Source organism: Stutzerimonas chloritidismutans AW-1, from assembly GCF_000495915.1.
In the GTDB taxonomy this organism is placed as follows: domain Bacteria; phylum Pseudomonadota; class Gammaproteobacteria; order Pseudomonadales; family Pseudomonadaceae; genus Stutzerimonas; species Stutzerimonas chloritidismutans.
This window is the reverse complement of record NZ_AOFQ01000005.1, coordinates 1-20,517: the sequence shown is the minus strand read 5'-3', so window position 1 is coordinate 20,517 and position 20,517 is coordinate 1. Positions and strand designations below refer to the sequence as shown.

The window sequence follows — 20,517 nt, the reverse complement described above, 5'->3', positions numbered from 1 at the left end:
TCGAGAGGCCGGCACGCGAACGCCGGTTTACATGACGCGCTGGCCCGGCTTGGCGCCGTTGTCGGGGCTCAGCAGGTAGATTTCGCTACCGCCGGGGCCAGCCGCGAGGACCATACCTTCCGAAACGCCGAACTTCATCTTGCGCGGCGCCAGGTTAGCGACATACAGGGTCAGACGACCTTCCAGCTTGCTTGGGTCCGGGTAGGCGCTCTTGATGCCGGAGAAAACGTTGCGCTTGGCATCGCCGATGTCCAGGGTCAGACGTAGCAGCTTGTCGGCGCCTTCGACGAACTCGGCCTTCTCGATCAGTGCAATGCGCAGATCGACCGCGGCAAAGGCATCGAAGTTGATTTCCGCGGCGATCGGCTGCTTGGTCAGTTCGCCATTGCCCGCCGGGGCAGCTGCGGCTTCGCTGGATGCGAGGTCTTCTTTGGATGCTTCGATCATGGCCTCGATCTTCGCGGGTTCAATGCGGGTCATTAGCGGAGTGAAAGCATTGAGCTGGTGGTTGGCCAGCAGCGTCGCATGATCGTTCCAGGTGAGCGGCTCAACATTGAGGAACTGCTCGGCAGCCGCGGCGAGGTTGGGCAGCACCGGCTTGAGGAAAATCACCAGCTGGCGGAACAGGTTGATGCCTAGTGCACAGATTTCCTGTACCTCGGCCTGCTTGCCTTCAACCTTGTTCAGCGCCCATGGCGCCTTATCGGCAATCCAGGCGTTGGCACGGTCAGCGAGCGCCATGATTTCTCGCATGGCACGGGCGAAGTCGCGTGCCTCGTAAGCCTCGGCGATGCTCGGGGCGGCGGCTTGGAAGGCTGCCCACAGTTCCGGTTCAGGGTTGGCGTCGACCATCATGCCGCCGTTGCCTTTGTGGATGAAGCCGGCGCAGCGGCTGGCGATGTTGACCACCTTGCCGACCAGATCGGAGTTGACCTTCTGCACGAAATCTTCGAGGTTCAGATCGAGGTCGTCCACGCCGCGGCCCAGCTTCGACGCGTAGTAGTAACGCAGGTATTCCGGGTTCAGGTGATCGAGATATGTGCGCGCCTTGATAAAGGTGCCGCGCGACTTGGACATCTTCTGTCCATTCACCGTCAGGTAGCCGTGCACGTTGACCGCGGTCGGCTTGCGGAAACCGGCGCCTTCCAGCATGGCCGGCCAGAACAGGGTGTGGAAGTTGATGATGTCCTTGCCGATGAAGTGGTACAGCTCGGCGGTCGAATCCTTGCTCCAGAACGTGTCGAAGCTCAGCTCTGGGCGGCGCTTGCACAGGTTCTCGAAGCTGGCCATGTAGCCGATCGGTGCGTCCAGCCAGACGTAGAAATACTTGCCCGGTTCACCCGGAATTTCGAAGCCGAAGTAGGGCGCGTCACGCGAGATGTCCCACTCCTGTAGCCCTCCGTCGAGCCATTCGGCGATCTTGTTGGCAACCGACTCCTGCAGCGCACCGCCGCGGGTCCATTGCTTGAGCATGGCCTCGAAGTCCGGCAGCTTGAAGAAGAAGTGCTTGGAGTCCTTCAGCACTGGCGTGGCGCCGGAGATCGCCGAACGCGGATCTTTCAGTTCGGTCGGCTCGTAGGTGGCGCCACACTTCTCGCAGTTGTCGCCGTACTGGTCCTCGGCCGCGCACTTCGGGCAGGTGCCCTTGATGAAGCGGTCGGCGAGGAACATGCCCTTCTCGGGGTCAAAATACTGGGTCACCGAGCGGGTTGCGATGTGGCCGGCGTCGCGCAGGCGTGTGTAGATCAGCTCGGCAAGCTTGCGGTTCTCTTCCGAATGGGTGGAGTGGAAGTTGTCGAAGTCCACCAGGAAGTCGGCGAAATCACTGCCGTGTTCGGCCTGCACGTTGGCGATCAATTGCTCGGGCGTGATGCCTTCTTTCTCGGCACGCAGCATGATTGCCGAGCCGTGGGCGTCGTCGGCGCAGACATAAATGCACTGATTGCCGCGCAGCTTCTGGAAGCGCACCCACATGTCCGTCTGAATGTACTCGAGCATATGGCCGAGGTGGATCGAACCGTTGGCGTAGGGCAGTGCGCTGGTAACGAGAATCTGGCGAGCTTCGGACATGGGAAATCTGCAGTCGGAATTGCGAAAGAAAGTCTGCAACTATAAAGGCCCGGCGCGTATTTTTCACCCGCGCTGCCCATCCCCGGCGTCGACAGTGCCGGTTGGTGTTGGGCTCGGAAGCGGCGTGCGGGGTAAGATGCCTGTCTGATTTGCTCGGTCTTTCTAGGAGTAACCATGTCCGTCACTCGCGAAGCTGTGGAAACCGTCCTGCGCCAGTACACCGATCCCCATTTGAATCAGGATCCGGTGAGCGCCGGCTGCGTGCGTTCGATCGAGGTGCAGGGTGATAGGGTCAGCGTGCAGCTTGAGTTGGGCTACGCCGCTGCGCTGTTTCGCAGTGGCTGGGCACAGATGCTGGCGATGGCTATCGAGCATCTGGATGGCGTCAGTCGCGCCGATGTCCAGGTCGATTGCGTCGTGCGTCCGCACAAGGCGCAGGATCAGGTGCCGGCGCTTTCCAATGTGAAGAACATCATCGCCGTGGCATCCGGCAAGGGCGGGGTGGGAAAGTCGACCACAGCCGCCAATCTGGCTCTGGCCTTGGCGCGCGAAGGTGCACGGGTGGGCGTGCTGGATGCCGACATCTATGGCCCGAGCCAGGGCATCATGTTCGGTATCGCAGAAGGCACGCGCCCGGAGATTCGCGATGGCAAGGCGTTCATCCCTCTGGAGGCCCACGGGGTGCAGGTCATGTCCATGGCGTTCCTGTCCGATGACAAGACGCCGATGGTCTGGCGCGGGCCGATGGTTTCCGGTGCGCTGTTGCAGTTGATCACTCAGACCGCCTGGAACGATCTCGATTATCTGGTGGTGGATATGCCGCCGGGGACGGGCGATATCCAGCTGACCCTGGCGCAGAAAGTGCCGGTGACGGGGGCGGTCATCGTCACCACGCCGCAGGATCTGGCGTTGCTCGATGCGAAGAAGGGCGTTGAGATGTTCCGCAAGGTGAACATTCCAGTGCTCGGTGTGGTGGAGAACATGGCCATCCATATCTGCTCGAGCTGCGGCCATGCGGAGCATCTGTTCGGTGAGGGTGGTGGCGAGAAGCTGGCGGCGCAGTACAACGTCGATCTGCTGGCATCGCTACCTTTGTCGATGGCGATTCGCAGTCAGGCGGATGCGGGCAAGCCGACCGTGATAGCTGATCCGGAAAGCCAGATCGCGATGATTTACCAAGAGGTGGCGCGTACCGTCGGTGCCCGTATCGCCCAGAGTGGGCAAATCATCGCGCAGTCGATGCCGAAGATCGTCATTTCCGAGGACTGAGCCTAGCGGCGGTGACGCCATGCGTCACCGCCCGCGCCCGGCGATAAATTGCAGGCACAAAAAAGCCCCGCCGAAGCGAGGCTTTTTCAGCGAAGACTCAGGTTAGATAACCTGAACTTCCTCAGCTTGCATGCCCTTCTGGCCGCGGGTAGCGACGAAGGAAACTTGCTGGCCTTCTTTCAGGCTCTTGAAACCGTCGCCTTGGATGGCGCGGAAGTGTACGAAGAGGTCGTCACCGGATTGCGGAGTGATGAAGCCGAAGCCTTTCTCATCGTTGAACCACTTAACGGTACCGGTTTGGCGATTGGACATTTGATGTCTCCTTGAACCAAGTTTTGAAAAATAAAGTGCGGACTGAAAAGGTCCGAACATCACTGTGTGCAAGGAGATAGGAGTCGTATCGATATTTGGATCGAAATCTAAACATGTAGCGATTCACGGTGACACATGCAGCAGCAGCCCAGTAACAATACCTTTTTTCTGGAGCAAAGCGAGCTTTATTTTGCATTTCTTCTCCGAGCGGCGCGGTAGAGGTGTGACCTGCTCTGCGGCGCGCATCGCGGCCATGCTTTTACACGCGCACGAGGCTCGGTAAGATGCGCGTCTTCGCACGCCCATTTCATCTAATCAGGACGCCAGCCATGAGCATCAAATCGGACAAGTGGATTCGCCGCATGGCCCAGGAACACGGCATGATCGAACCCTTCGTCGAGCGCCAGGTGCGCACCGAGGGCAACGATCGGCTGATTTCCTATGGCGTCTCCAGCTACGGCTACGACGTGCGCTGCGCCGATGAATTCAAGGTGTTTACCAACATCAATTCGGCGACGGTCGATCCGAAGAATTTCGACGAGAAGAGCTTCGTCGACATCAAGAGCGACGTCTGCATCATTCCGCCTAACTCCTTCGCCCTGGCGCGCACGGTCGAGTACTTCCGCATCCCGCGCAACGTGCTGACCATCTGCCTGGGCAAGAGCACCTACGCGCGCTGCGGCATCATTGTCAACGTGACGCCGCTGGAACCGGAGTGGGAAGGGCATGTGACCCTGGAGTTCTCCAACACCACGACGCTGCCGGCCAAGATCTACGCGAACGAGGGGGTTGCGCAGATGCTGTTCCTCGAGTCCGACGAAGAGTGCGAAGTGTCCTACCGTGACCGCGGCGGCAAGTACCAGGGCCAGCGTGGCGTGACGCTGCCCAAGGCCTGATGGCAAAGAGCGATACAAAAAAGCCCTGACCAGTGGTCAGGGCTTTTTTTTTGCATCGGTGGAGCCTGCGAGCGCTTGGCCGGTAAACCTGCCAAGCACTATTTACCCTTACCAGCCCGGTACGCCTCTCATGTCCGGCAGCTTGTGCGCGATGCCCTTGTGACAGTCGATACAGGTTGCCTCGCCGCTGGCCAGGGCGGTGGAATGGAACTCCGATGCCCGTTTGCCTTGGCGGGTGAAGTCCATGTAGCCGAAGTCGTGACAGTTGCGGCACTCGAGCGAGTCGTTGGCTTTAAGTCGCGCCCACTCGTGTTCGGCCAGTTCACGGCGCTTGTCGAGGAATTTCTCGCGCGTGTTGATGGTGCCGAAAATCGTGCCCCAGACCTCCTTGGACGCCTGCATCTTGCGCGCGATCTTGTCGGTCCACTTGTGCGGCACATGACAATCGGGGCAGGTGGCGCGGACGCCGGAACGGTTGCTGTAGTGAATGGTGTCCTTGATTTCCATGTACACGTTGTCTTCCATCTCGTGGCATGAAATGCAGAACGCCTCCGTGTTGGTGGCTTCAAGGGCGGTGTTGAAGCCACCCCAGAAAATGATCCCGGCGATGAACCCGCCGAGGGTCAGCGCCCCCAGGCTGTAGTGGACGCTGGGTCTGCGCAGAACGGCCCAGTAGCGTTTGAAAAACGACTTGATCGACTTCATCCAGGCCCCCTCAGTTTCCGTTGGTGGATGGTGAGGTTTCCCGGTACAGCAGTTCGTCGATGTTCTTGAAGGTGTTTTCCACCAGCGGCTCCACATCGTGCTGCGGCACATGACACTGCGTGCAGAAGTACCGTCGCGGCGCGACTGCGGCGAGGGTCTGCTGGTCGCGATCGGTGTAGTGGGTGATGCTGATCATCGGCGCCTGCGCGCGGGCACTATTGGCCCGGCTATGGCAGGGCAGGCATTTGTTGGCATTCTTGTCGACATGATACCCACGGATACTGTGTGGAATGGTCGGCGGCTGTTCCGGATAGTTGCGCTCGCGCCGGGCATCCTTGTTTTCCTCGTCGTGCAGTTTCGGTGGGGTGAATTCCTGGGTAATGGTCCCGCCCGGACGGCGACCGTCCGGGGCTGGTGCATCCAGCGGGTAGTTGGTTTCGGCGGCGACGGCCAGTCCGAACACCGCGAGCAGGGTCAGCGGCAGTAGGCGAAATTTCATGGCGGTTCTCCTCAGGCGATGCTGACCACTTCGATCTTCACGGCGCATTTCTTGTAATCGGTCTGCTTGGAGATCGGGTCGGTGGCGTCGAGGGTGACTTTGTTGATCAGCTTGTTGGCGTCGAAGAACGGCACGAAGATCAATCCCATCGGCGGCTTGTTGCGCCCCCGTGTCTCCACCCGTGCCTGCATCTCACCGCGCCTGCTGATGACTTTCACCACGCTGCCACGACGCGCGTTGAGCTTGCGGGCGTCCTCCGGATGCATGTAGACGAGTGCGTCGGGCACGGCCTTGTGCAGCTCATCGACCCGCTGCGTCATGCTTCCGGTGTGCCAGTGCTCAAGCACCCGTCCGGTACTGAGCCAGAAGGGGTAATCCTCGTCCGGGACTTCGGCAGGCACGTCGTAGGGCAGGGCGAAGATGATCGCCTTCTTGTCGCCGTAGCCGTAGAACTGCACATCGCTGCCGGCTTTGACATAAGGGTCGTAGCCCTCGCGGTAGCGCCACTGGGTTTCCTTGCCATCCACCACCGGCCAGCGTAAACCGCGGGCTTCGTGGTAGGTGTCGAAGGGCGCCAGATCATGTCCATGACCGCGACCGAATTCGGCGTATTCCTCGAACAGGCCCTTCTGCAGATAGAAGCCGAATGCCTCGGCCTCCTGATTTACATAGCCCTCGGCAATTTCTTCGTTGGGGAAGCGATCGACCTGACCATTCTTGAACAGTACGTCGTACAGGGTCTTGCCCTTGAGTTCCGGTGACTTGCTCAACAGGTCGGCCGGCCATACCTCGTCGACGTTGAAGCGCTTGGAAAACTCGACCAGCTGCCAGAGGTCCGAGCGTGCATCGCCAGGTGCTTTGACCAGCTGGTGCCAGAACTGGGTGCGTCGCTCGGCGTTACCGTAGGCGCCTTCCTTCTCCACCCACATTGCGCTGGGCAGGATGAGGTCGGCCGCCTGGGCTGAAACGGTGGGGTAGACGTCCGAGACGATGATGAATGTTTCCGGATTGCGCCAGCCCGGCAGGATCTCCTGCATGACGTTGGGGCCGGCCTGCATGTTGTTGGTCACCTGCGTCCAGTAGACCTTCAGTACCCCGTCCTTGAGCTTGCGGCTCTGCTCGACGGCATGAAAGCCCGGCTTTTCCTGAATGGTGCCTTCGGGCAGCTTCCAGATTTTTTCGGTGATGGCCCGATGCTTTGGATTGGCGACTGCCATGTCCGCCGGTAGGCGGTGGGAGAAGGTGCCGACTTCCCGGGCCGTGCCACAGGCGGACGGCTGTCCGGTCAGGGAGAACGGGCTGTTACCCGGCTCGCTTATCTTTCCAGTGAGCAGGTGGATGTTGTAGATCATGTTGTTCGCCCAGACACCGCGGGTGTGCTGGTTGAAGCCCATGGTCCAGAACGACATCACCTTGACCTTCGGGTCGGCATAGAGCTCGGCAAGCGCCTGCAGTCGCTCGGCCGGAACGCCGGATTCCTTGGTGGCGTATTCCAGGGTGTAGGTTTTCAGGAACTCGGCGTAGTCCTCGAAGCTGATATCGCTCCAGGTATTGGCCACCGCCGCGTTCTCTGCCTTGAGCTCCCGCGGGTCGGTCGGTCGCAGGCCGTAGCCGATGTTGGTCGCTCCCTTGGCGAACTTGGTGTGCTTCTCGACGAAGTCCTTGTTCACCGCACCGCTCTGGATGATGTGGTTGGCGATGTAGTTGAGGATCACCAGGTCGGTCTGCGGATTGAAGATCATCGGGATGTCGGCCAGCTCGAAGCTGCGATGCTCGAACGTCGACATGACCGCCACCTTGACGTGCGGCGCGCTGAGGCGACGATCCGTCACGCGGGTCCAGAGCACCGGGTGCATCTCCGCCATGTTCGAGCCCCAGAGCACAAACGCGTCGGCCGCTTCGATGTCCTCGTAGCAGCCCATGGGTTCGTCCATGCCAAAGGTGCGCATGAAACCAAACGCTGCCGAGGCCATGCAGTGACGTGCATTGGGGTCGATGTTGTTCGAGCGGAAACCGGCCTTCATCAGCTTGTTCGCCGCGTAGCCTTCCCAGATCGTCCACTGCCCCGAGCCGAACATGCCGATGGCTTCAGGGCCGCCCTGCTTGAGCGCCGCCTTGTACTTTTCCTCCATGATGTCGAAGGCCTGTTCCCAGCTGACGGGCTGGAACTCGCCCTGCTTGTCGAACTTGCCGTCCTTCATGCGTAGCAGCGGTTGGGTCAGGCGATCCGAGCCGTACATGATCTTCGACAGGAAGTAGCCCTTGACGCAGTTGATGCCGCGGTTCACTTCCGCCTTGACGTCGCCATGGGTGGCGACGACGCGGCCCTCTCGAGTCGCCACCATGACGCCGCAGCCGGTGCCGCAGAAGCGGCAAGGGGCCTTGTCCCATTTCAGATTGGTGGCGTCCGCTTCGGTAATCAGGTTGCTTGCGCTAGAAGCGATCGGCATGCCGGCCACGGTTGCGGCGATGGCCGCAGCGTTGGCTTTGGCGAATTGGCGTCGGGTAAGGCTCATCAGGCGTCTCCTTCGAGGAGTTCTTCGTGATAGATCAATGCGGCATTGAGCACGCCGGGCAATTGCTGGATATGGTCGATCGAGGCAAGGATGCGTGATTCGTGCTCGGCTTCCAGCACCACCACCAGCTTGCCGCTGGCATTCTCCTGGTGCATTTCCAGGCCGGGTAACAGTTGCAGGTTGGCTTTTACCGCGGCCAGCCATTCGGGGCGGCAGTGCACCAGCAGGCTGGCGATATGCAGAGGGTGTCCCATCAGTGATTCCGTTTCCGTTGGCAGCAGGGCGAAGGCCCGATTAGATCGGCAGGGCGGCTTAAGCCGGACCTGGCGGCCCGAAGATCATCTGCACGATCCAGACGATGAAACCGTAACCACTGACCAGCGCGACGCTGAGGATGGGAAACAGGAAGACGATCAGGAATATGAAGAGGCGGGGTTCGTCCCGCTTGATCGAGGTATCCGCGGGGCGGGTGTCATTCGGCGTTACTGTCATTGTTCTACTCCGACTGGCATATAGGGAGTCTAGTCACAGACCAGCATAGGGCAATGTTCGTTTCGGTTCTTTGCGGTGGCTTGGGGTTAGGCCGATCAGCGGACCGCTTTTCTGTCCGGCAAGCGGCAGAGCGAACAGCCGTGCTAGCCTGCGCGGCTTTTTCTCAGGTCAGCGCATGAGACGAGGGCGCCGATGATCGCCGAACACGCACACCTCTCAAGAGGCACGCCAGCCTACCGGCGCGCCACGTTTGCACTCTTCTGCGCTGGCTTCGCCACGTTCGCATTGCTGTATTGCATTCAGCCGTTGCTGCCCATGCTCGCCGCGCATTTCTCCGTATCGGCTGCCAGCAGCAGTCTGGCGTTGTCGCTGACGACGCTGTCGCTCGCCGTCTGTCTGCTGATCTCGGGTGCGCTTGCCGAAAGCTGGGGGCGCAAGCCGGTGATGGCCGCGGCGCTTGGTCTGGCCAGCCTGCTCGGGCTGGCCAGCGTACTGGTCGATTCCTGGCAACTATTGCTGGCGCTGCGCGCGCTACTCGGGCTGGCACTCAGTGGATTGCCGGCACTGGCGATGGCTTACGTCGGCGAGGAGTTCGAGCCCGAGTCGCTGCCTGCCGCAATGGGCCTGTATATCGGCGGCACGGCGCTGGGTGGGATGCTCGGGCGTCTGCTTTCGGGCCTGCTGAGTGACCAGGGTGGCTGGCAGCTGGCGCTCGGTGGCATTGCCTCGCTGGGACTGCTGGCGTTGGTGGCGTTCGTCTGGCTGTTGCCGCCGTCGCGACATTTCACGGCGCAACCGCTCTCGCTGCGCATTCTGCTGACGAACTTCCGGCTGCATCTGGGCAATCCGGTGCTACGTGGACTGTTCCTGCAGGGCTTTCTGCTGATGGGCGGCTTCGTCGCGCTGTTCAACTACATTGGCTTCCGCCTGGCAGGCGAGCCGTTCGGCTTGTCCTCGACGCTCATCGGCCTGCTGTTCGTCGTCTATCTCGGGGGGATTTTCAGCGCCGGCTGGGCCGGGCGTCTGGTGCCGCGCTTCGGTGCGCGGCAGGTGCTGCGCGGAGGGGTCGCTCTGATGCTGATTGGTGTGGGGCTATGCGCGACGTCGTGGCTGGTCAGCATCGTGCTCGGTCTCGGATTGTTCACCCTCGGCTTCTTCGCCGCGCATGCCGTGGCCAGCGGGCAGGTCGGCAGCCATGCCAAGGGTGCTCGAGCGCAGGCATCGGCGCTGTACCTGTGTGCCTACTATCTGGGATCGAGTGTGGTTGGCTATGGCGCCGGTTATGTCTGGGATCACGCGGGCTGGTTGCCGTTGATGGCGTTGCTGGCGGCGTTGTTCGTCATTGCCGGTTGGCGGGCGAGGGCGCTCTAGCAGGCGCTGGCGTTATTCGATGCGTTGCTCGCCGCTGAAGGCGAGGGTGGTCTTGCAGCGACGGCAGTAATAACGGCGCCCCTTCGCCACCAGCGCATGGCGTTGGGGCGTGAAAGCGAAATCCTGATCCACGCAGCTGCAGCGATAGACATAACGGGTAACGGACCGGCGACGAATCGCATAGGTGTGGCAGCGATCCGGCGGCAGCTCGTACACGCCACGCATGATCAGCTGCCATTCCTCGCCGTGAGGCTGAATCCGTGAGCCAAACATCTGAAGGGCGATCAGGTGCGCGACCTCATGGGCGACGGTCTGGCGCAGAAAGTGCTCGGTGTTTTCCCTATATAGCTGCTCATTGAACCGCAGGAGATTTTCCTGCAAATGCGCTACACCAGCTTTCTGCCCGCGCAGCTTGAGGCTTATCTGGGGGCGGGTGAAGCGTCGCTTGAAAAACTGCTCGGCCAGCTCGTAACAGGCTTCGACGCGGGCATTGAGGCGCTCGGGCATTGGGGTACTCCTGCAAGCGCCACATTATGCCAAACCGTTTCTGGCCAAACAGCTTCGTTGGTCACTCGTTCGGGCGTTCGTTGAAGCGCCGTTCGTTGTCTATGCCGCCCGGTTCTTCCTGCGGGCGATTCTCCTCGAAGCCATAGCTCTGGTTCTGTGGGGTATCGCGCTCGTAGGTTGGGTCGAGTGCGAGCATCCAGAACAGGATCATCGGCACTTTCAGGTTCACCAGCACCAGCAGACCGACGCCCCAAGTGCAGGCGCCGTAAAGAAAGGTGTTGCGGTTACTGATGCGCATGAACGTCGGCAGGCCGACGAACAGCAGATAGGTCGAATATGCCCCGGCCGCCACCAGAACCAGGATGGCCAGCCATCGCGATGGGTAGAGCGCACCCAGTCCGGCCAGGAAGAACGGTGTAATGACATAGGCGATGAAGCCCACGCATTGATTGAAAGTCGGGCGTGCATCGAAGGAGCGCGACATCCAGCGCAGGAAGAACCCCATGATGAAGGTGCCGGCGACGATGGTGATGTAGATCAGCGCGCTGAGCTGGAAGGCACTGCGGGTATCGAGCCAGATCCGTTCGGCTTCGACCAGGCTCCAGCCTACATAACGTGTGCCGATGAACATGCAAACCGCCGGCAGTAATGCCCACAGCAGCAGATGGACAAGGTAGTTGGAGCTGTTCTTTTCTTCGTCGCGGCGAATGTCCGCCCACGCCCGATCCGGGCGGGTGAGCAATGTTACAAAGTGCGGGATCATACCGAGTCTCCGTCTGCCTTGCGGGCCGCTCAGGAATGCTGTTGCAGCGGCGTTATCGCTTTAGAACGGCAGATGCGGTGAGGGTTTCCCTTATCGGTCCAGACGATTCGTCGTGGGATGATGCACGGGCATACGAAAAGGCCGCCAACAGGCGGCCTTTTGAGGTGAGGATTGGGTTAACGGACGTAGACCGGACCGATGCCCATGCCCCAGGTTATGACCGACAGGGCGATGATCGCGACCAGCACTACGAGGCCGACTGCAAGTACCGAACTGGAGAACATGAATCCCTCGTCTTCGTGGATGTTCATGAACTTGGGCAGCCCCACGTAGAGCAGATAGGCCGTGTAGCAGACTGCCGCGGTCCCCACCAGCATGCCGAGCCAGAGGTGCGGATAGAGACCCGCCAGCCCGCCGATGAACAGCGGCGTTGCGGTATAGGCGGCGAAAACGATGCATTGGGTAAGGGTTGGGGTAGCGTCGTAGGTACGTGCCATCCAGTGAATGAAGCCGCCCATCACGGCGACGCCGGCCAGCATGGCGAAGTAGGAAAGTATCGCCAGCTGCATGCAACTGGCCTGGGTCAGTTTGACCGGCTCTCCACCGCCGATGCTCCAGCCCACCTGGGTCGCGCCGATGTAGGCCGATACCGCCGGTATCGCGGCGAGCAGCAGCACATGCGTGAGGTACATGTGGCTGACGGTTTCTTCCTCGCCGCGGATTTCATTCCACTCCTGACCGGGGTGGGTGAACAAACCCCAAACGTGATTGATCATGCCAGCGTCTCCTCAGTTTATGGAGGTCGCCTCGCCTGGCGGTCGTCATCGAGGACGGCGCGTGCGACCTTACGTCGCAGTATAGAAATGCCAATCGGCAATGCATCAGCGGGGTTAGAGCGTTTCGAAGCTATGCCGTCAGCGGTAATAGCGCTCGAGTATTTCCATCGCCAGATTGATTGACTGCAGGCGCTGCGTACTGCCACCTCGATCCGGATGGTGCAGGCCGACCAGCTGACGGTAGCGGCGCTTGATCAGCTCCAGGGTGAGGGGCTGTGAGGCGCCGTCCAGTTCGAACAGTTCGAGTGCCGCGCGTTTCTCGTCGCTGCCCTGCATGCGCGTCCAGAAGCTCGCCAGCAGGCGTTCGACATCGTCTTCGTCGGTATCCCGCAGGTTGGAGAGATCCAGGTAATACGCGCGCAGGGCGTCCTGCTCGGCGAGGCCCGCGTTGGCGCCGGCATATGGCAGCAACTGGACGTGCAAGGGGCTGATCTGCAGATGGCCGCTGCCCTCGGCCCAGAGTCGGTCGCGCAGCAGATAAAGCGCGTTGAACACCAGAAAGTGCGTGCGGAACAGCACCAGCTTGTCGGTCAGCGGCAGGTTGGGCACATGCGTGCTATGCCGGCGCTTGAGCTGTTGAATCAGCTCGTACTCGCTGCAGCCTTCGGGTCTTTCCTGCAGCAGTACGAGCAGGTGGTCTGGCAGATCCAGTGCGGGGGAGAGGTCGTCCATCTGGCGAGACTAGCACAGCACTGCGGGTGTTCATTCAGTGCTGGTTCACATCGGAGCAGGCGGCGAACGGGCTGCGGTGAGGCTTGCTTTGCGCGTAAAATGCGCGCCTTTCGCATCTCACCCGGACACCTGACATGGGCAACCTCTCGGTCAACCAGAACAAACTGCAGAAGCGCCTGCGCCGCCTGGCCGGCGAGGCCGTCACCGACTTCAACATGATCGAGGACGGCGACAAGGTCATGGTCTGCCTGTCCGGCGGCAAGGACAGCTACACCATGCTCGATGTGCTGCTGTATCTGCAGAAGGTCGCGCCGATCAAGTTCGAGATCGTTGCCGTGAACATGGACCAGAAGCAGCCAGGCTTCCCCGAGCACGTGCTGCCCGAGTACCTGAAGTCCATCGGCGTGGAGTACCACATCATCGAGAAGGACACCTACTCGGTGGTGAAGGAGAAGATTCCGGAAGGCAAGACCACCTGCTCGCTGTGCTCACGTCTGCGCCGCGGCACGCTGTACACCTTCGCCGACGAGATCGGCGCGACCAAGATGGCGCTCGGGCATCATCGCGACGACATCCTGGAAACGTTCTTCCTCAACATGTTCTATGGCGGCACGCTGAAGGCCATGCCGCCCAAGCTGCTCTCCGACGATGGACGCAACGTGGTGATTCGCCCGCTGGCCTACTGCAACGAGGCGGACATCGAGGCGTACTCGAAGATGAAGGAGTTTCCGATCATCCCGTGCAACCTCTGTGGCTCGCAGGAGAACCTGCAGCGTCAGGTGGTCAAGGAAATGCTGCAGGAGTGGGAGCGCAAGTCGCCAGGGCGCACCGAAATCATGTTCCGCGCGCTGCAGAACGTGGTGCCTTCGCAGCTGGCCGACCGCAACCTGTTCGATTTCAAGAGCCTGCGTATCGACGACAGCGCCACGCCGCGCTTCGTCGATGTGATGAGCCTGTAATCGGGCGCACCCGGCCTAGCCAGCCACTTTCTTTTGCCGTGCCGGTTGAAAGCCGCAGTCCCGGCAGAGTATGGTTCGGTCATCTTCTGGAGATCAGCATGTCCCTGAACCCTGTAGCCCTGAACGTTGTCGATGCCGGTGCCATTCGCGCCGTGGTCGTTCGTGGGCAGCAGGTTGCAGCCGCTGGTTATTACTTTGGGTATTGGTTTAGCCGCAGGCGCGCCTGATACCCCACAGGCGCCCTAGCAAGCAGGGTCGCCACCAGAGCAGTTTTCGAACCCCCGGTCGGCCACCCGACCGGGGGTTTTGTTTTTTCGGCCACGCGATGGCCCAACGCAACGAGGAACATGCAATGACCACTTACCGCACCGACCGTTATTACCGCTACGACTGGCGATTTAGCCACTTCGACGCCGAACACAAAGCACGCGAACGAACACCCGACTAGCGCCGCCGCGGACCACCCGCGCCGGCAGAAGGAACCGCCAGATCATGAATGCATCCGCCACCGTACTTGCCAAACAACCCGTCGCCACCGCTGAAGCCTCCATTGCTCGCCGCAGCGCACAGCCGCTGCCCAGCCCCGCCGTACTGCGCCAGCGTCTACCCTTGAGCGGCGCCCTTGCTGCACGCATCCACAGCGACCGCAACGCCATCCGCGCGGTGCTCGACGGCCGCGATACGCGCCTACTGGTCGTCGTCGGGCCCTGTTCCCTGCACGATCCTGTCGCCGCGCTCGAGTACGCCGAGCGTCTCGCCGCGCTTGCACCTGACGTCAGCGATCAGCTGCTGCTGGTGATGCGCGCTTATGTGGAAAAACCGCGCACGACCGTCGGCTGGAAAGGCCTGGTCTACGACCCGCATCTGGACGGCAGCGGCAACATGGCCGAGGGGCTGCACCTGTCGCGCCGCCTGATGCTGGATATTCTCGAAACCGGTCTGCCGATCGCCACCGAGCTGCTGCAGCCGCTGGCTGCCGGGTACTTCGACGATCTGCTGGGCTGGGCCGCGATTGGCGCGCGCACCAGCGAGTCGCAGATCCATCGCGAGCTGGTCAGCGGGCTGGGCCTGCCGGTGGGCTTCAAGAATGGCACCGACGGCGGCCTGGGCATCGCTTGCGACGCCATGCGTTCAGCGGAACATCCACACCAGCACTTCGGCATCGACGATCTCGGCCATCCGGCACTGCTGCAGACGTGCGGCAATCCGGATACCCATCTGGTCCTGCGCGGCGGCCACGGCGCACCCAACTACGACGCGGCCAGTGTCGCTACTGCCCGTCGCGCGCTGGAAAAGCAGGGGATTGCCCCGCGCATCATGGTCGATTGCAGCCACGCCAACAGTGGCAAGGACCCACTGCGCCAGCCCGCGGTGCTGGAGTCGGTGATCGAGCAGCGCCTGGCTGGCGACATGAGTCTGCGTGGCGTCATGCTGGAGAGCCATCTGCTCGATGGTTGCCAGCCGCTGTCCGGCGAGCTGCGCTACGGCGTGTCGATCACCGACGGCTGCCTGGGTTGGACGGCGACCGAGGAAATGCTGCGTCAGGCGGCGCAGCGGCTGCGCGGCTGATACCGGGAGCCCGCTGCACGTCTGAGCCGGCTCGCACGCAGAACGACGTTCTGCTCGTAGGGTGGCAACGCGAAGCTTGTCCACCGTCTGCGCGCCTGGTGTCAGGGCAATGGGACGCGTACCACGTGGTGTCACCCGGCTTGCACCGGCTTCACAGTGGAAGCGGGCTTGCCCGCGAACATTCGTTCAGATCAGCCTGCGCGAGCGCCACCTGACCGCTGCCGCCCAGCTGCGTTGATGGCGGCGGACTTGCGAGGCCGGCTCGTCACCGGCACCCTGTGCCGCTGCCGTCACCATCGGATCCGAACCATGCAAGACTACAAATGGCTGCACGAATACTGCCTCAACCGCTTCGGCTCGGCCGCGGCGCTGGAGGCCCGCCTGCCGCAGCCCCACAGCGCCGACCAACTGCGCAGCGTTTCGGATGACCGCTACCTCTCGCTGATCAGCCTGCGCATCTTCCGCGCCGGCCTCAAGCACAGCTTGGTGGATGCCAAGTGGCCGGCCTTCGAGCAGGCGTTCTTCGGTTTCGACCCGGAGAAAGTCGTACTGATGGGCGGCGAGCACATCGAGCGACTGATGCAGGACACCCGACTGATCCGTCATCTCGGCAAGCTCAAGAGCGTGCCGCGCAACGCGCAGTTCGTGCTCGACGTGGCCAAGGAAAGGGGCAGCTTCGGCAACCTGCTGGCCGATTGGCCGAGCAGCGACATCGTCGGCCTGTGGCGTTACTTGACCAGGCACGGCAGCCAGCTCGGTGGCCTGTCGGCGCCGCGCCTGTTGCGTATGGCCGGCAAAGACACCTTCGTCCCCAGCAATGACGTGGTAGCCGCGCTCAAGGCGCAGGAAATCGTCGACAAGGTGCCGAGCAGTCAGCGCGATCAGGCCGCGGTGCAGGCCGCATTCAACCAGTGGCAGGCGGAAAGCGGCCGTCCGCTGTGTCAGCTCTCGGCGATGCTGGCGTTCACCGTCAACCACTGACGAGGCTGCGACGCTTTAGCGCAGCGCCGTGCTCAGGCGCGCGGTGTAAAGTCGAAACATGACCATCGTCAAAGACAAGCGTGCGCAGATCGTATGGGTGCTCTTCACCTGCATCCTGCTCAATGCCTTTGTCTGCAGTCTGAACCACGCCACCCATGTGGGCTTCGGACTGGCCATGGGGCAGGACGCGTTCTGCGTCACCGGCGACGATGGCGGCACCGGTCTCGGCGCGCTTTCCTCCGATTTACATGGCCTGTCGCAGCATGCCCTCGACTGCCCACTGTGCAGTTCGGTTTTCCTCGCCATCGTTGCACTGTTCGCCTTGGCCTGGCTGGGGCAGCGCACGACAGGGGCGACTCCGCTACCACCGATTGAGCGTCATGGCCCGCGCCACCACTGGCCGGCACTGAATCCGCGCGCGCCCTGAGATTTCCTGATTGACGTGATTCGCCGTCCTTCCGCCCGTAGCAGCGGACGAGACGGCTACCTGTCGGAGCTTTCCGACGGCCCAGTCGATTCAGGGGATTTCACCATGACCATGATGGAACGATTCACCCGCGCCGATAGCCGCGTGAGCTATCGGCTGCCTTTTCCCGACTACCCCAGCAACGCCCGCAGCTTCGTGCATCTGGATGCCAAGTTGCTGCCGTACTGGCATGCGCTGTTCGATGTCTGCCCGCGGCTGCTCAAACTTGACCCGCCAGAGGGACTGGAGATCTTTCGTCAGTTCATGACCTGGGCCTACGGCTGCCAGCTGGCGCTGGACTGGACCTTCCACCTCGGCGTCTGCCGCTGGTTGCTGGCCTCCGACTACCGCGAGCTGGTCGAGCCGGAGCATATCGAGGCCATGATGCTCGCCGCCGCAGCGCGTTGGGTCGCCAGCGATGACAGCCCGGCAATCGGCATCGTGCTCGGCTGGCGAGGCGACAGCGAGCATGTATCCGACTGGAAGCCACGGGTGCGCCAGGGCGGCCGCCCGCTCGCCGCCGAGGCGGAGGAGCTGCCGCCGGCGCCCTGGGACTTCGCCTGGAGCCCGCTCTCGAGCACGGCCGGCAACGGATTTCGCCGCTGGCTGCGTGTGCCATGACTGCGACAGGGCGCCGCAGTGTGGCGATCGCGTCGCGCCTGACCCGGCGTCGCTCGCCGGTGTCACTGCTTGTTTGGAGCGCAGCGCCGCTCTGGCACAGATTGCCGCGAGTGGGTGGGCAGGCTGTCGCAGTTGTCCGCTTGCAGGGTGCGCCGGACACTTTGTCTGCCTCGAACCAGAGCAGCTTCCACGGGTGGTTCGGGGCACCGCGATTGAGTCCAGGCGTCGCGCCCGGATGCCGGCCCCCACCCCAAGGGGGCCTTCAATCGCAACATGCTGCCGGAGCGCCAGGCGCTCGGGCGGTCACGCAAGGAGGTAGGCATGTTCAAGTCATCGCTCAGGCGAGACGTCGTGCTGGTAGTGCTGGCCAAGGTCGCGATCCTCATGATCATAAAAAACGTCTGGTTCGATGCCCCCAGCATTCCCGAGAACGGTTCGGTGCGCGTTGCCGACCATTTGCTTGATTCGCGGGGTTCGATCCCCGAGGGAGGGCCGAGATGATCTCGGAAAGCGTTGTCGATCTATCACGCCTGCAGTTCGCCATGACGGCGATGTATCACTTTCTCTTCGTGCCGTTGACCCTGGGGCTGGCGTTCCTGCTGGCGATCATGGAATCGGTCTACGTGATGACCGGCAAGCAGGTCTATCAGGACATGACCAAGTTCTGGGGCAAGCTGTTCGGCATCAACTTCGCCCTGGGGGTCACCACCGGACTGACCATGGAATTCCAGTTCGGTACCAACTGGGCCTACTACAGCCACTACGTCGGCGACATCTTCGGCGCGCCGCTGGCCATCGAGGGGTTGATGGCGTTCTTCCTCGAATCCACCTTCATCGGCCTGTTCTTCTTCGGCTGGGACCGGCTCTCCAAGGTGCAGCATCTGGCGGTCACCTGGCTGGTGGCGCTGGGCTCGAATCTCTCGGCGCTCTGGATCCTCATCGCTAATGGCTGGATGCAGAACCCGGTTGGCTCTGAGTTCAACTTCGAGACCATGCGCATGGAGCTGGTGGATTTCGGCGCGCTGCTGTTCAACCCGGTGGCGCAGGTCAAGTTCGTCCACACCGTGTCCGCGGGCTACGTCACCGGGGCGATCTTTGTGCTGGCGATTTCTTCCTTCTATCTATTGAAGAAGCGCGACCTGGGCTTCGCCCGTCGTTCGTTCGCCATCGCCGCAGTGTTCGGTCTGGCTTCTACCATCTCGGTGATCATCCTCGGCGACGAGTCCGGCTATGAGATTGGCGATGTGCAGAAGGTCAAGCTGGCCGCCATCGAGGCTGAGTGGGAAACCCACCCGGCACCTGCGGGCTTCACACTGTTCGGCCTGCCCAATCAGCAGGAGATGCGCACCGATTACGAAGTGAAGATCCCCTACGTGCTGGGGCTGATCGCCACCCGCTCGGTGGACGAGGAGGTCAGGGGCATCAAGGACTTGATCGCCGAACACGAGCTGCGCATCCGCAACGGCATGCTCGCCTACGAGCGGCTGCAGGTGCTGCGTAGCGGCGACAAGTCGGCCGAAGCCATCGCCGCGTTCAATGAGGTCAAGCAGGACTTGGGCTACGGGCTGTTGCTGAAGAAGTACACCGCCGATGTGGTCGATGCCAGCGAGGAGCAGGTCAAGCTCGCCGCTCTGGACACCATACCCAACGTGTTCAGCCTGTTCTGGACCTTTCGCGTGATGGTCGCCGCCGGCTTTCTGATGTTGCTGCTGTTTGCCCTGGCGAGCTGGGCATCGATCAAGCGCAATGCCGAGACCAAGCCCTGGCTGCTGAAGTTTGCGCTGTTCAGCCTGCCGCTGCCGTGGATCGCCGCGCAGACCGGCTGGTACGTCGCCGAGCATGGCCGTCAGCCATGGTCGATCGCCGAGGTACTGCCGACCCATCTGTCCACCTCGACGCTGGCGGCCGGCGATATCTGGGGCTCGCTGATCGCCCTGGTGGCCTTCTACAGCCTGCTGCTGGTGATCGAGATGTTCCTGATGATCCGCTTCGCACGGCTTGGGCCGAGCAGTCTGCACACCGGTCGTTATCACTTCGAACGGGACGTACGTGAAGCACGGGTGGCGTCGGCGCAGCCGAGCGGCCTGTCTTCCCAACCTGGCAGCGTCTGAGGGAGATACGAGATGTTCGATTACGAAGTGCTCAAGCTCATCTGGTGGGTGCTGATCGGCGTGTTGCTGATCGGCTTCGCCCTGACCGATGGCTTCGACATGGGCGCCATGGCACTGATGCCCTTCGTCGGCAAGACCGACAACGAGCGACGCGTGGCGATCAACACCATCGCGCCACACTGGGATGGCAACCAGGTGTGGTTCATCACCGCCGGTGGTGCGCTGTTCGCTGCCTGGCCGATGGTCTATGCGGTGGCATTTTCCGGCCTGTACTGGGCGATGCTGCTGGTGCTGTTCGCGCTGTTCTGCCGCCCGGTGGGCTTCGACTATCGCAGCAAGGTGGAAGACCCGCGCTGGCGCAGCGCCTGGGACTGGGCGTTGTTCGTCGGCGGTGCTGTGCCGGCGCTGGTGTTCGGCGTGGCCTTCGGCAACCTGTTCCTCGGCCTGCCGTTCCAGCTGGACGAGCTGATGCGCTCGACCTATCAGGGCTCGTTCTTCGCGCTGCTCAACCCGTTCGCGCTGCTCTGCGGCATCGTCAGCCTGAGCATGCTCAGCGCCCACGGTGGCGCCTGGCTGATGCTGCGCACCGACGGCGCGCTGGCTGAGCGCTCGCGGCAGGCCACGCGCCTGTGCGTGCTGGTGTTCCTGTTCGGCTTCGTCGCGGCGGGTGTCTGGCTGGCGCTGGGCATTCAGGGCTTCAGCCAGCTGTCGGTCAGCGATCCGGGCGCCGCGCTCAATCCGCTCCTGGACAAGCAGGTGGCCCAGGACAATATCGGCTGGCTGGCCAACTACGGCCTCTATCCGGTCACCCTGATCGCGCCGGCCGCGGGCATCCTCGGGGCGTTGCTGGCGCTGCTCGGTTCCAGTCGCAACAGCGGCGGGGGGAGCTTCGTCGGGACCAG

The 20,517-nt window shown here is 62.1% G+C and carries 23 protein-coding genes; 12 read left to right on the top strand and 11 right to left on the bottom strand.

What is annotated here, in order from left to right; genetic code table 11:
• Positions 1-27: 27 nt before the first annotated feature.
• On the bottom strand, positions 28-2,070 hold the full coding sequence (gene metG / locus F753_RS26765; RefSeq protein ID WP_023443865.1) for a methionine--tRNA ligase: 2,043 nt from the start codon (positions 2,068-2,070) through the stop codon (positions 28-30).
• Between the two features lie 174 nt (positions 2,071-2,244).
• Between metG and apbC the strand changes: the two genes are divergently transcribed.
• The gene (gene apbC, locus F753_RS26760; RefSeq protein ID WP_023443864.1) at positions 2,245-3,339 is read left to right on the top strand and encodes an iron-sulfur cluster carrier protein ApbC; all 1,095 of its coding nucleotides are present in this window, start codon (positions 2,245-2,247) and stop codon (positions 3,337-3,339) included.
• Between the two features lie 102 nt (positions 3,340-3,441).
• Here the strand turns inward: apbC and F753_RS26755 are convergent, their stop codons facing one another.
• Complete coding sequence (locus tag F753_RS26755; RefSeq protein WP_003282211.1) at positions 3,442-3,651, bottom strand: cold-shock protein; 210 nt, start codon at positions 3,649-3,651, stop codon at positions 3,442-3,444.
• Between the two features lie 329 nt (positions 3,652-3,980).
• On the opposite strand from F753_RS26755, the gene dcd reads away from it, so the two are divergent.
• A complete protein-coding gene (gene dcd, locus F753_RS26750; protein WP_003302346.1) occupies positions 3,981-4,547 on the top strand; it encodes a dCTP deaminase in 567 nt (188 codons plus the stop codon).
• A 108-nt stretch (positions 4,548-4,655) separates the two neighbouring features.
• On the opposite strand, the gene F753_RS26745 is transcribed toward dcd, so the two are convergent.
• The 5 genes from F753_RS26745 to napE are packed head-to-tail and all read right to left on the bottom strand — an operon-like array spanning position 4,656 to position 8,759.
• On the bottom strand, positions 4,656-5,252 hold the full coding sequence (locus tag F753_RS26745) for a cytochrome c3 family protein (RefSeq protein WP_023443863.1): 597 nt from the start codon (positions 5,250-5,252) through the stop codon (positions 4,656-4,658).
• 10 nt (positions 5,253-5,262) lie between these two features.
• A complete protein-coding gene (locus F753_RS26740) occupies positions 5,263-5,751 on the bottom strand; it encodes a nitrate reductase cytochrome c-type subunit (protein ID WP_023443862.1) in 489 nt (162 codons plus the stop codon).
• Positions 5,752-5,762: 11 nt separating this feature from the next.
• A complete protein-coding gene (gene napA, locus F753_RS26735) occupies positions 5,763-8,267 on the bottom strand; it encodes a nitrate reductase catalytic subunit NapA (protein ID WP_023443861.1) in 2,505 nt (834 codons plus the stop codon).
• Positions 8,267-8,521 (bottom strand): chaperone NapD, encoded by a 255-nt coding sequence (locus F753_RS26730; RefSeq protein ID WP_014819701.1) that lies wholly within the window; start codon positions 8,519-8,521, stop codon positions 8,267-8,269. Before F753_RS26730 ends, napA begins: the two co-directional genes overlap by 1 nt.
• A gap of 58 nt (positions 8,522-8,579) precedes the next feature.
• A complete protein-coding gene (gene napE / locus F753_RS26725; RefSeq protein ID WP_023443860.1) occupies positions 8,580-8,759 on the bottom strand; it encodes a periplasmic nitrate reductase, NapE protein in 180 nt (59 codons plus the stop codon).
• Positions 8,760-8,951: 192 nt separating this feature from the next.
• Here napE and F753_RS26720 point away from each other — a divergent pair, with 192 nt between their 5' ends.
• A complete protein-coding gene (locus F753_RS26720; RefSeq protein ID WP_023443859.1) occupies positions 8,952-10,130 on the top strand; it encodes an MFS transporter in 1,179 nt (392 codons plus the stop codon).
• 12 nt (positions 10,131-10,142) lie between these two features.
• Here the strand turns inward: F753_RS26720 and F753_RS26715 are convergent, their stop codons facing one another.
• The 4 genes from F753_RS26715 to F753_RS26700 form a co-directional block, all read right to left on the bottom strand.
• Complete coding sequence (locus F753_RS26715; protein WP_023443858.1) at positions 10,143-10,637, bottom strand: SprT family zinc-dependent metalloprotease; 495 nt, start codon at positions 10,635-10,637, stop codon at positions 10,143-10,145.
• Between the two features lie 61 nt (positions 10,638-10,698).
• Positions 10,699-11,400 carry a Yip1 family protein gene (locus F753_RS26710; RefSeq protein ID WP_023443857.1) on the bottom strand — a complete coding sequence of 234 codons (702 nt, stop codon included), beginning with the start codon at positions 11,398-11,400 and terminating at the stop codon, positions 10,699-10,701.
• 176 nt (positions 11,401-11,576) lie between these two features.
• Positions 11,577-12,176, bottom strand: coding sequence for a Yip1 family protein (locus tag F753_RS26705; RefSeq protein ID WP_023443856.1), 600 nt, complete (start codon positions 12,174-12,176; stop codon positions 11,577-11,579).
• Positions 12,177-12,314: 138 nt separating this feature from the next.
• On the bottom strand, positions 12,315-12,908 hold the full coding sequence (locus F753_RS26700) for a DNA-J related domain-containing protein (protein WP_023443855.1): 594 nt from the start codon (positions 12,906-12,908) through the stop codon (positions 12,315-12,317).
• 134 nt (positions 12,909-13,042) lie between these two features.
• Here F753_RS26700 and ttcA point away from each other — a divergent pair, with 134 nt between their 5' ends.
• The 9 genes from ttcA to cydB form a co-directional block, all read left to right on the top strand.
• The gene (gene ttcA / locus F753_RS26695; protein ID WP_015277775.1) at positions 13,043-13,867 is read left to right on the top strand and encodes a tRNA 2-thiocytidine(32) synthetase TtcA; all 825 of its coding nucleotides are present in this window, start codon (positions 13,043-13,045) and stop codon (positions 13,865-13,867) included.
• Between the two features lie 98 nt (positions 13,868-13,965).
• Positions 13,966-14,094 carry a hypothetical protein gene (locus F753_RS50145; RefSeq protein ID WP_023443854.1) on the top strand — a complete coding sequence of 43 codons (129 nt, stop codon included), beginning with the start codon at positions 13,966-13,968 and terminating at the stop codon, positions 14,092-14,094.
• 265 nt (positions 14,095-14,359) lie between these two features.
• Complete coding sequence (locus F753_RS26690; RefSeq protein WP_023443852.1) at positions 14,360-15,436, top strand: 3-deoxy-7-phosphoheptulonate synthase; 1,077 nt, start codon at positions 14,360-14,362, stop codon at positions 15,434-15,436.
• A 309-nt stretch (positions 15,437-15,745) separates the two neighbouring features.
• The gene (locus F753_RS26685; protein WP_023443851.1) at positions 15,746-16,417 is read left to right on the top strand and encodes a DNA-3-methyladenine glycosylase I; all 672 of its coding nucleotides are present in this window, start codon (positions 15,746-15,748) and stop codon (positions 16,415-16,417) included.
• 58 nt (positions 16,418-16,475) lie between these two features.
• Positions 16,476-16,844, top strand: coding sequence for a DUF2946 domain-containing protein (locus F753_RS26680; RefSeq protein WP_023443850.1), 369 nt, complete (start codon positions 16,476-16,478; stop codon positions 16,842-16,844).
• Positions 16,845-16,949: 105 nt separating this feature from the next.
• Entirely contained in the window at positions 16,950-17,504 is a 555-nt protein-coding gene (locus F753_RS26675; RefSeq protein ID WP_023443849.1) for a putative natural product biosynthesis protein, read from the top strand.
• Positions 17,505-17,825: 321 nt separating this feature from the next.
• Positions 17,826-18,005: a cytochrome oxidase putative small subunit CydP gene (gene cydP, locus F753_RS26670; protein WP_003283920.1), complete on the top strand. Its 180-nt coding sequence runs from the start codon at positions 17,826-17,828 to the stop codon at positions 18,003-18,005.
• A complete protein-coding gene (locus F753_RS26665; RefSeq protein WP_023443848.1) occupies positions 18,002-19,615 on the top strand; it encodes a cytochrome ubiquinol oxidase subunit I in 1,614 nt (537 codons plus the stop codon). The genes cydP and F753_RS26665 overlap by 4 nt, the downstream gene beginning before the upstream one ends.
• Before the next feature lie 12 nt (positions 19,616-19,627).
• Positions 19,628-20,517: cytochrome d ubiquinol oxidase subunit II (cydB, locus tag F753_RS26660; RefSeq protein ID WP_023443847.1), on the top strand; the 890-nt coding region annotated here is incomplete at its 3' end.

Bases quoted from the DNA above. Each gene is read 5' to 3' on its own strand.
- F753_RS26730 (WP_014819701.1), bottom strand. From the start codon at position 8,521: ATGGGACACCCTCTGCATATCGCCAGCCTGCTGGTGCACTGCCGCCCC.
- F753_RS26755 (WP_003282211.1), bottom strand. From the start codon at position 3,651: ATGTCCAATCGCCAAACCGGTACCGTTAAGTGGTTCAACGATGAGAAA.
- F753_RS26700 (WP_023443855.1), bottom strand. From the start codon at position 12,908: ATGGACGACCTCTCCCCCGCACTGGATCTGCCAGACCACCTGCTCGTA.
- F753_RS26675 (WP_023443849.1), top strand. From the start codon at position 16,950: ATGACCATGATGGAACGATTCACCCGCGCCGATAGCCGCGTGAGCTAT.
- F753_RS26665 (WP_023443848.1), top strand. From the start codon at position 18,002: ATGATCTCGGAAAGCGTTGTCGATCTATCACGCCTGCAGTTCGCCATG.
- napE (WP_023443860.1), bottom strand. From the start codon at position 8,759: ATGACAGTAACGCCGAATGACACCCGCCCCGCGGATACCTCGATCAAG.
- cydP (WP_003283920.1), top strand. From the start codon at position 17,826: ATGTTCAAGTCATCGCTCAGGCGAGACGTCGTGCTGGTAGTGCTGGCC.
- napA (WP_023443861.1), bottom strand. From the start codon at position 8,267: ATGAGCCTTACCCGACGCCAATTCGCCAAAGCCAACGCTGCGGCCATC.
- F753_RS26685 (WP_023443851.1), top strand. From the start codon at position 15,746: ATGCAAGACTACAAATGGCTGCACGAATACTGCCTCAACCGCTTCGGC.
- F753_RS26705 (WP_023443856.1), bottom strand. From the start codon at position 12,176: ATGATCAATCACGTTTGGGGTTTGTTCACCCACCCCGGTCAGGAGTGG.
- metG (WP_023443865.1), bottom strand. From the start codon at position 2,070: ATGTCCGAAGCTCGCCAGATTCTCGTTACCAGCGCACTGCCCTACGCC.
- ttcA (WP_015277775.1), top strand. From the start codon at position 13,043: ATGGGCAACCTCTCGGTCAACCAGAACAAACTGCAGAAGCGCCTGCGC.
- F753_RS26680 (WP_023443850.1), top strand. From the start codon at position 16,476: ATGACCATCGTCAAAGACAAGCGTGCGCAGATCGTATGGGTGCTCTTC.
- F753_RS26710 (WP_023443857.1), bottom strand. From the start codon at position 11,400: ATGATCCCGCACTTTGTAACATTGCTCACCCGCCCGGATCGGGCGTGG.
- F753_RS26720 (WP_023443859.1), top strand. From the start codon at position 8,952: ATGATCGCCGAACACGCACACCTCTCAAGAGGCACGCCAGCCTACCGG.
- dcd (WP_003302346.1), top strand. From the start codon at position 3,981: ATGAGCATCAAATCGGACAAGTGGATTCGCCGCATGGCCCAGGAACAC.
- F753_RS26745 (WP_023443863.1), bottom strand. From the start codon at position 5,252: ATGAAGTCGATCAAGTCGTTTTTCAAACGCTACTGGGCCGTTCTGCGC.
- F753_RS26715 (WP_023443858.1), bottom strand. From the start codon at position 10,637: ATGCCCGAGCGCCTCAATGCCCGCGTCGAAGCCTGTTACGAGCTGGCC.
- F753_RS50145 (WP_023443854.1), top strand. From the start codon at position 13,966: ATGTCCCTGAACCCTGTAGCCCTGAACGTTGTCGATGCCGGTGCCATT.
- F753_RS26690 (WP_023443852.1), top strand. From the start codon at position 14,360: ATGAATGCATCCGCCACCGTACTTGCCAAACAACCCGTCGCCACCGCT.
- F753_RS26740 (WP_023443862.1), bottom strand. From the start codon at position 5,751: ATGAAATTTCGCCTACTGCCGCTGACCCTGCTCGCGGTGTTCGGACTG.
- apbC (WP_023443864.1), top strand. From the start codon at position 2,245: ATGTCCGTCACTCGCGAAGCTGTGGAAACCGTCCTGCGCCAGTACACC.